Origin of the sequence: Streptomyces sp. YGL11-2, from assembly GCF_050054615.1 — a bacterium.
In the GTDB taxonomy this organism is placed as follows: domain Bacteria; phylum Actinomycetota; class Actinomycetes; order Streptomycetales; family Streptomycetaceae; genus Streptomyces.
The window spans coordinates 1-9334 of sequence record NZ_JBNHIN010000107.1 but is presented as its reverse complement, the minus strand read 5'-3'; the positions used below and the strand labels follow the sequence as shown (position 1 = coordinate 9334).

2 protein-coding genes are annotated in these 9334 nt (G+C 74.3%); both read right to left on the bottom strand.

Features of this window, described 5'->3' with window-relative positions; all coding sequences use genetic code 11:
* Positions 1 to 1844, bottom strand: a 1844-nt coding sequence (locus tag ACO1BR_RS43185) for a beta-ketoacyl synthase N-terminal-like domain-containing protein (RefSeq protein ID WP_426800598.1), incomplete at its 3' end; no start/stop codon positions are given.
* Between the two features lie 20 nt (positions 1845 to 1864).
* A partial coding sequence (locus ACO1BR_RS43180; protein ID WP_426800597.1) for a type I polyketide synthase occupies positions 1865 to 9334 on the bottom strand: 7470 nt, incomplete at its 5' end.

Sequence of the window (9334 nt, the reverse complement as noted above, 5' to 3'; positions counted from 1 at the left end):
CCGCGAACACCGGGAACCGGCCATACAACTCCCGACCCATCCCCACCCGCTGCGCACCCTGCCCGGAGAACAGCACCGCGAGTGGGCGGCCCGTTTCCGCGCGGCCGCGGGCCGCCTCGGTCAGTTCGCCGTCGGGGCACTGCGCCAGCAGCACCGCGCGGTGCGCGAAGGTCGAACGGCCCGAGGCGAGCGAGAAGCCCACGTCCACCGGTGACGTCGCGGTGCCGCGCGACGAGATCCGTTCGAGCTGCGCCGCCAGCGCCTCCTCGGACTTGCCCGACACCGGCCACGGCACGACGGAAGGCGTCAACGCCGTTTCTGTTTCCGGCTCTTCGGCCGGGTCCGGCTGCTCGATGACGACGTGGGCATTGGTGCCGCTGATCCCGAACGACGACACGGCGGCCCGCCATGGCCGGTCGGCCTTGGGCCACTCCCGGGGCTCCGTCAGCAGCTCCACCGCACCGGAGGACCAGTCGACGTGCGATGTCGGCTGATCCACGTGCAGGGTCTGCGGCAGCACGCCGTGCCGCATCGCCAGGATCATCTTGATGATCCCCGCCACACCGGCCGCGGCCTGCGTGTGGCCGAGGTTGGACTTCACCGAACCCAGCAGCAGCGGACGCTCGGCGNGGCAGCACGCCGTGCCGCATCGCCAGGATCATCTTGATGATCCCCGCCACACCGGCCGCGGCCTGCGTGTGGCCGAGGTTGGACTTCACCGAACCCAGCAGCAGCGGACGCTCGGCGTCCCGCCCCTGACCGTAGGTGGCCAGCAGCGCCTGCGCCTCGATCGGGTCGCCCAGCGGCGTACCCGTACCATGCGCCTCGACCACGTCGACATCCGACGCCGCCAGCCCGGCGCCGGCCAGCGCCTGGCGGATCACCCGCTGCTGCGAGGGCCCACTGGGCGCGGTCAGGCCGTTGGAGGCACCGTCCTGGTTGACGGCCGAGCCCCGCACCACCGCGAGCACGGGATGCCCGTTGCGGCGGGCGTCGGACAGCCGCTCGACGAGGAGGACACCGACGCCCTCCGACCAGCCGGTGCCGTCGGCCGCGTCCGCGAACGCCTTGCACCGGCCGTTCGCGGCCAGACCGCCCTGCCGACTGAACTCCATCAGGGAACCCGGCGACGACATCACGTTCACGCCGCCGACCAGGGCCAGCGAGCACTCGCCGGCCCGCAGGGCGTGGGTCGCCGTGTGCAGGGCCACGAGCGAGGAGGAGCACGCCGTGTCGACGGTCACCGCCGGGCCTTCCAGGCCCAGCGTGTAGGACAGCCGGCCTGAGGTGGCGCTGGCGGCGATCCCGGTGCCGATGTCGCCGGTGGCGTCGGCCAGCGAGCGCACCAGCAGGTAGGCGTAGTCCTGGCCGTTGGTGCCGACGAACACGCCGGTGCGGCTGCCCCGCAGGGTGCTCGGGTCGATGCCGGCGCGCTCGATGGCCTCCCAGGAGGTCTCCAGGAGCAGCCGCTGCTGCGGGTCCATGGTGACGGCCTCGCGCGGGGAGATGCCGAAGAAGCCGGCGTCGAAGTCCCCCACGCCGTCGAGGAATCCGCCTTCCTGGCTGACGGCGTTGCCGCGTGCGTCGACCCCGGCGTCCCGCAGCGCGTCCAGGTCCCAGCCGCGGTCCGTGGGGAACGCGCCGATCGCGTCCTTGCCCGCGGCCAGGAGTTCCCACAGGTCCTCGGGCGACTGCACGCCGCCGGGGTACCGGCAGGCCATCGCCACGATCGCGATCGGTTCGGTGGCCGCGGCGGCCAGTTTGCGGTTCTGTCGGCGCAGGTGCTCGGCTTCCTTCAACGAGGCGCGGAGGGCTTCGACGACGGTTTCACTGGATGTGGTCATGGTCCGCTCTTTCCGCTCTGTCAACGCTCTTGGGAGGAGTTGCCGTCGAGTGCCGCCTGCACCAGGTCGGCGACGTCCATCGCGTCGATCGACTGGTCATAGGCGTCCGCTGCCGTCGCGGCGACGGCCTCGCCGTTGGACACCGCGGTCTGCTCCGCGGCGAGCTTCATCAGGGGTTCGAGTACGCCGATCTCGCGCAGCTGGTTCAGGGAGACGGAGACGAGCAGGGCCCGGATGCCGGCGGCGTCCGGGTCGTCGGCGCCGGTCCCCTGCTCCGTGCCCTCGGCGGGGAGGAGCAGGCCGAGGATGTGCTCTGCCAGGTCGACGGGGGTGGGGTGGTCGAAGACGAGCGTGGCCGTCAGCGTCAGTCCGGTCGCGGCGCCGAGCTGGTTGCGCAGTTCGACGGCGCTGAGGGAGTCGAAGCCGAGGTCGCGGAACGCCCGGTCGGCACCCACCAGGTCGGCGGTGGGGTGTCCCAGTACGGACGCGGCCCGGGTGCGGACCAGGTCCAGTACGGCTTGGGAGCGCTTGGCGGCCGGCAGACCGGTCAGCTTCCGGCGCAGCGCTTCGCCGGTGTCCTCCTCGCCGCTCGCCCCCATCGCCCGGTGCTCGGCGACGTTCGCGGTGCCGAGGAGCGGGCTGGGGCGTACGGCGGTGAAGGAGCGGACGAACCGGTCGCGTTCGATGTCGGCGACGACCTCGGTGGGCCGCCCGTCCATGACGGCCCGGCGCAGCGCCACGACGGCGAGGTCCGGGTCCAGTGGCCGGATTCCGGTGCGCTGGGCCGCCTCGGCCGCTCGGTGGTCGGCCGCCATTCCGTCGCCGCCCCACACGCCCCAGGCGATCGAGGTCGCGGCCAGGCCCTGGGCCCGGCGCTGTTCGGCGAGGGCGTCCAGGTAGGCGTTGGCTGCTGCGTAGTTGGCCTGGCCGGCGTTGCCAACCACTCCGGAGGACGAGGAGAACAGGGCGAACACGGCCAGGTCCAGATCTCGGGTGAGGTCGTGCAGGGCCAGGGCCGAGGCGGCCTTGGCATGGAAGACGGCCTCGTAGCGGTCCGGGGTGAGGCTGTCGAGGACACCGTCGTCCAGGACGCCCGCGGTGTGGATCACGCCGGTCAGGGGCGCCTCGTCGCTGATCGCGGCGAGGACCTCGGCGAGCTCGTCGCGATCGGCGGCGTCGCAGGCGGTGAGGGTGACCTCCGCGCCCAGTGCGGTGAGTTCGTCCCTCAGGGCATCCGCTCCCGGGGCGGCGGCGCCCCGGCGGCTGAGGAGCAGCAGGTGCCGGGCACCCGCCTCGACGAGCCGGCGGGCCACGTGGGCGCCCAGGGCTCCGGTGCCGCCGGTGATCAGGACGGTGCCGGTGGGGTCCCACTCCGGCGTGCCGCACCCGGCCGGTACGGGAACCAGCCGGCGGCCGAGGGCGGCGGAGGGCCGGATCGCGATCTGGTCCTCGCCGCCGGGGGCCGCGAGGGTTTCCGCGAAGCGGGCCGTGGTGCGCTCGTCGAGGGTGTCGGGCAGGTCGATCAGACCGCCCCAGCGCTGCGGGTACTCCAGGGCGGCGACCCGCCCCAGGCCCCATACGGCGGCCTGGGCGAGGCCGGGCACCGGTTCGGCGGGGGTGGCGGCGACCGCGCCGCGGGTGATGCACCACAGGGGTGCGGTGAGTTCCGCGTCACCGAGCGCCTGGATCAGCGCGGTGGTCAGGGCCAGTCCCTCGGGGGCGTCCGCTCCGTCCGCGGGTGCCGCGGCGAGGGCGAGCAGCGACACTACTCCCGCGAACTCCTTTCCTTCGGAGGCCAGTTGACGCAGCCGTTCGGCCAGCGCCGCGCGGTCGGGGCCGGGGGCCTCCAGGCGCACGGTGTCCGGGCCCAGGGCGGCGACGGCGTCGGCGACCCAGAGGTCGTCCAGGTGGCCGGCCGGGAGCACGGCGAGCCAGGTGCCGGCCGGCGCGTGCGCCGGCTGCGAGGTCAGCGGCTGCCAGGCGATCTGCTGCCGCCAGCCGTCGACGGTGCTGTCCTCGCCGCGCCGACGGCGCCAGTCCGCGAGTGCGGGAAGCACCTTGGCCAGCGATTCGCCGTCGACGTTCAGCGTCGTCTGCAGCTCGGCGAAGTCGGCCTCGCGCACCGCCGACCAGAAGCCGTCGTCCCCGTCGGCCGGTGCGGCGGATTCGGTGGCCGGCTGAGCGGCCGGCCAGTACCGCTGGCGCTGGAAGGGGTAGGTGGGCAGCTCGGTGCGGCCGGGGCCGGACGCGGCCCCTTCGAGCAGGGCGTCCCAGTCGGGGCCGGTTCCGTCGACGTACAGCCGGGCGACGGCGGTGACCACGGACTCCTGTTCCCCCCGGTCCCGGCGCAGCGCCGGTACGGTGACCGCCTGCGCGGGCCGGGTGTCGAGGGTTTCCTGGGCCATGGCGCACAGCGCGCCGTCGGGGCCGAGCTCCAGGAAGACGGTCACGCCGCGTTCGGCGAGGGTGGCGACGCCGTCGCCGAAGCGGACCGCCTCGCGGACGTGGCGCACCCAGTAGTCCGGTGAGCACACCTGCTGCTCGGTCGCCGCCTCGCCGGTCACGTTGGACACGAGCGGGATCGTCGGGGCGTGGTAGTCCAGGCCCCGGGCGACTCGTCGGAAGTCGTCGAGAATGGCGTCCATGTGCAGTGAGTGAAACGCATGGCTGACCCGCAAACGCCTAGTCTTGCGCCCGTCGGCGGTGAACTTCTCGGCGATGTCGAGGACGGCTGCCTCGTCACCGGAGAGGACCACCGACCGCGGTCCGTTGACCGCGGCGAGGGACACGCCGTCGGTCAGCAGCATCCGGGCCTCCTCCTCGGTGGCCTGTATGGCGACCATGGCGCCGCCCGCGGGCAGGGCGTTCATCAACCGTGCCCGCGAGGCCACCAGTCGGCAGGCATCGTCCAGGGAGAGCACCCCGGCCACATGCGCGGCCGCGATCTCGCCGACGGAGTGCCCGGCGACGAAGTCCGGGCGGATGCCCCAGGATTCGACCAGCCGGAACAGTGCCACCTCGATGGCGAACAGCGCGGGCTGGGTGAAGCCGGTCTGGTTCAGTCGCTCCGCGTCGCCGAACATGACGTCCCGCAGGGGGATGTCCAGTTCCGTGTCCAGGCGTGCCGTCACCGCGTCCAGGGCTTCGGCGAACACCGGGTAGCGGGCGTGGAGTTCCCGGCCCATGCCCACGCGCTGGGACCCCTGGCCGGAGAACAGCACCGCCAGCTTGCCGCGGCGCTCGGCCGCCCGGCCCTGAAGGACCTGGGGGGTGTCGAGTCCGTCGGCGAGCGTTGCCAGGCCCGTGAGCAGTTCCTCGCGGCCTTCGGCGAGGACGGCGGCGCGGTGGGTGAAGGCCGAGCGGGTAGCGGCCGTGGACCGGGCGAACTCCGCGACGGTGAGGTCGGGTCGGGCGGACACGTAGGCGTGCAGCTGCCGGGCCTGGGCCCGCAGCGTGTCCGGCACGGCGCCGGACACGGGCACCGGCAGCGGGCCGGCCGCCTCCTCCTGGGGACCCTCGGGTGCGTCCGCCGTGGTCTTCGCGGGCTGCTCGACGATCACATGGGAGTTGGTGCCGCTCGCGCCGAAGGCCGAGATCCCGGCCCGGCGCGGGCGACCCGTGTCCGGCCACTCGGCCGGTTCCGCCAGCAGTTCGACGGCTCCGGCGCTCCAGTCGACGTGCGCCGAGGGCTCGTCGATGTGCAGGGACCTGGGCAGCACGCCGTGGCGCATCGCCAGCACCATCTTGATCACGCCGGCGACGCCGGCGGCCGCCTGGGTGTGGCCGATGTTGGACTTCACCGACCCGAGCAGCAGCGGCAGTTCGGGGTCGCGCCGCTGTCCGTACGTGGCCAGCAGTGCCTGCGCCTCGATGGGGTCGCCCAGGGTGGTGCCGGTACCGTGCGCCTCCACGGCGTCCACGTCGGCCGGTGCCAGGCCCGCGTCGGCCAGCGCCCGCTGGATGACGCGGCGCTGCGAGGGGCCGTTGGGGGCGGTGATGCCGTTGCTGGCGCCGTCCTGGTTGATCGCGGAGCCGCGCAGCACCGCGAGGACCTCGTGCCCGTTGCGGCGGGCGTCCGAGAGCCGTTCCAGGACGAGGACGCCGACGCCCTCGGACCAGCCGGTGCCGCCCGCGGAGGACGCGAAGGGCCGGCAGCGGCCGTCCGGCGCGAGGGCTCCCAGCTCGCCGAACTCGACGAAGTTCACGGGGCTGGACATCACCGTCACACCGCCGGTGAGGGCGAGCGCGCACTCTCCGTTGCGCAGTGCCTGGGCGGCGAGGTGGAGCGCCACCAGGGACGACGAGCACGCCGTGTCGACGCTGACGGAGGGGCCTTCCAGCCCGAAGCTGTAGGACACCCGGCCGGAGAGCAGGCTCGCCGACTGCGCGGTCTGCGCGTGGCCGAGCTGGCCCGCTTCGGGCCGGTAGTCGCCCGAGCCGCCGCCGATGAAGACTCCGGTGTCGCCGCCGCGCAGGGTGGCGGGGTCGATGCCGGTGCGCTCCAGGGCCTCCCAGGTGGCTTCCAGGAGGATGCGCTGCTGCGGGTCCATCACCATCGCCTCGCGCGGCGCGATCCCGAAGAATCCGGGGTCGAAGTCGGCCACGTCGTAGAGGAACCCGCCCTCGCTGGTGACGGTCCGGCCGCGGCCGTCCCGGTCGCCGTGCAGCAGCCGGCCCAGATCCCAGCCGCGGTCGGCGGGGAACCCTCCAATGGCGTCGACCTCACCCATGACCAGCTGCCACAGGTCCTCGGGCGAGCGGATCCCGCCCGGATAGCGGCAGCTCATACCGACGATGACGACCGGGTCCTCGGCGGTGTCGACGTGCCGCGACCGGGCCGCCGCGGGGAGTTCCGCGGCCGCCTCGCCGAGGAGCTCGGCCCGCAGGTGGTCGGCGAGCGCGTCGGCCGTGGGGTAGTCGAAGACGAGCGTGGCGGGCAGGGCCAGGCCCGTCTCGGTGGCCAGCCGGTTGCGCAGGTCGACCGCGGTCAGCGAGTCGAAGCCGAGGTCCTTGAACGCCTGGCCGGAGGGTACGGCGTCGGCGTCCGCGAACCCGAGGACCGCGGCCACGTGGACGCGGACCAGGGCCAGCAGGACCTCGGTGCGTTCGGTGTCCGGACGGGCCACGAGTTCGGCCCGCAGGCCGGTCGCGCCGCCCGTCGTGCCGGCCTCCGTGCCGACCGGGACCGCCAACGCCTCGCGGGCCTCGGGCAGTTCCGCGAAGAGGGCACTGCGCCGGTTGCGGGTGAAGGCGGTCGCGAACTGCTCCCACCGCACGTCGGCGACCGTCACCGAGGGGGCGTCGGCGCCGAGGGAGCGGGCGAGGGCGGTCAGGGCCCGCGCGGGGTCCATCGGGGGCAGCCCGTTGGCCCTCAGGTGGGCGGCCAGGCTGTCGGTGGTGGTGGCGGCCCAGCCGCCCCACCCGACGGCCACGGCGGGCAGCCCGCGCGTGTGCAACGTCCGGGCCAGCGCGTCCAGTTGGGCGCCCGCGGCGGCCTCGGTGGCCCGGCCGCCGGCACCCCAGGTCCCGGCGATCGAGGAGAAGAGGACGAACGCGTCCAGGGGACGGTCGCCGGACGCGGCCTCGGCCGCCTCCGCCAGGTTCACCACGTCGGCGCGCAGCGCGGCCAGGACGGCACCCGGCTCCTCGGCGGTGGCGTAGGCGTCGGCGTCGGACGGCCCGTCGGTGTGGACGACGGCGGTCAGCGGTGCCTGTGCCGGGAGTGCGGCGAGCGCGGTGCGCAGTGCGTCGGCGTCGGCCGGCGTGCAGTCGAGCGCCGTCATCGGCACGCCCAGGGCGTCGAGTTCGGCGCGCAGCGGTGCCGCGTCCGATCCGGTGGAGTCGACCAGCACCAGGTTCTGGGCCCCCTGTTCGGCGAGCCAGCGGGCGGAGTGGCCGCCGGTGCCGTTCGCCGGGCCGACGACCAGCACGGTGCCGGTCGGCCGCCACGGGGTGGCGGGGACGTCGTGCGTCGCGCGCACCAGTCGTCGCCCGAAGAGGCCGGCGGGCCGCAGCGCCACCTGGTCCTCGTCGCCGATGCCGGCGAGCACGGCGCGGAGCCGTTCGGCCGAGCGCCGGTCGAGCACCTGCGGTACGTCGACCAGGCCGCCCCAACGGTCCGGGTGGTCCAGGGCCGCGACCCTGCCGAGTCCCCACACGGTGGCCTGGGCGGGGCTGACGTCGGTCTCCGAGCGGCCCACCGACACGGCGTCGCGGGTGACGCACCACAGGGGGGCGTCGACTCCGGCCTCCGCCAGTGCCGCCAGCGCCTCGTTCGGCCATGCCGGCCCGGCGGGGAGAGCGTCGGTGTACGGGGCCGCGAGCAGGGACACCACTCCGGTGAACCGATCAGGCTCCGTGGCGAGTGCGGCCAGTCGTCCGGTGAGTGCGGCGCGGTCGGTCGGGTCGACCTCGACGGTGACGGTCGACTCGCCGAGTGCCGTGCGGACGGCGTCGATCCACGCGTCGTCGGCGCCGCCCTCGGGGACGAGCGCCAGCCACGGTCCGGTGAGGGTGCCGGGCGCGGTGCCGGTCAGCGGCGCGAAGGTCACGCGGTAGCGCCAGCCGTCGACGGTCGAGTGCTCGACGCGCTTACGGCGCCAGGCGGAGAGGGCGGGTACCAACGACGACAGTGCGGCGTCGTCGAGTTCGAGGCTGTCGGAGAGCGACGCGAGGTCCGCCCGCTCCACCGCGTCCCAGAACTCGGCGTCGACGGGGTCCTGCGGGCCGTCCTGCGGGTGCCCGGCGGGCGCGGCCTCCGGCCAGTACCACTCCTGCTGGAAGGGGTAGGTGGGCAGGTCGACGCGGCGGGCGCCGGAGCCGGCGAAGATCCCGGACCAGTCCACCCCGACGCCGGTGACGTACAGGTGGGCGAGCGCGGTCAGCAGCGCGGTCTCCTCGGGCCGGTCCTTGCGCAGGGCCGGAACGACGGTCGCGGTGCCGTCCAGGGTGTGCTGGGCCATCGCCGTCAACACGCCGTCCGGGCCCAACTCCAGGAAGACCCGGGCGCCCTCGGTCTCCAGGGCGCGCACGCCGTCGGCGAACCGTACGGTCTCCCGCACGTGCCGGACCCAGTACTCCGCCGAGCACACCAGGTCGTCGGCGGCCAGTCGACCCGTCACGTTGGAGACGAGCGGGATCCGCGGAGCCTCATACCTCAGCCCCTCGGCCACCCGCCGGAACTCCGCCAGCATCGGCTCCATCAGCGCCGAGTGGAAGGCATGGCTCACCACAAGGCGCCGCGTCCTGCGCCCCTGGTCGGCGAACTCTCCTGCGACGCGAAGGACTTCGGCCTCATCACCGGCGATCACCACCGCCTCGGAGCCGTTGACCGCAGCGATCGACACACCATCCGACAGCCGCGCGGCCACCTCCTCCTCAGTGCCCTCGACCGCCACCATCGCACCGCCCGCAGGCAACGCCTGCATCAGCCGCGCCCGCGCCGCCACCAGCACACACGCATCCGCCAGCGAGAACACCCCCGCCACATG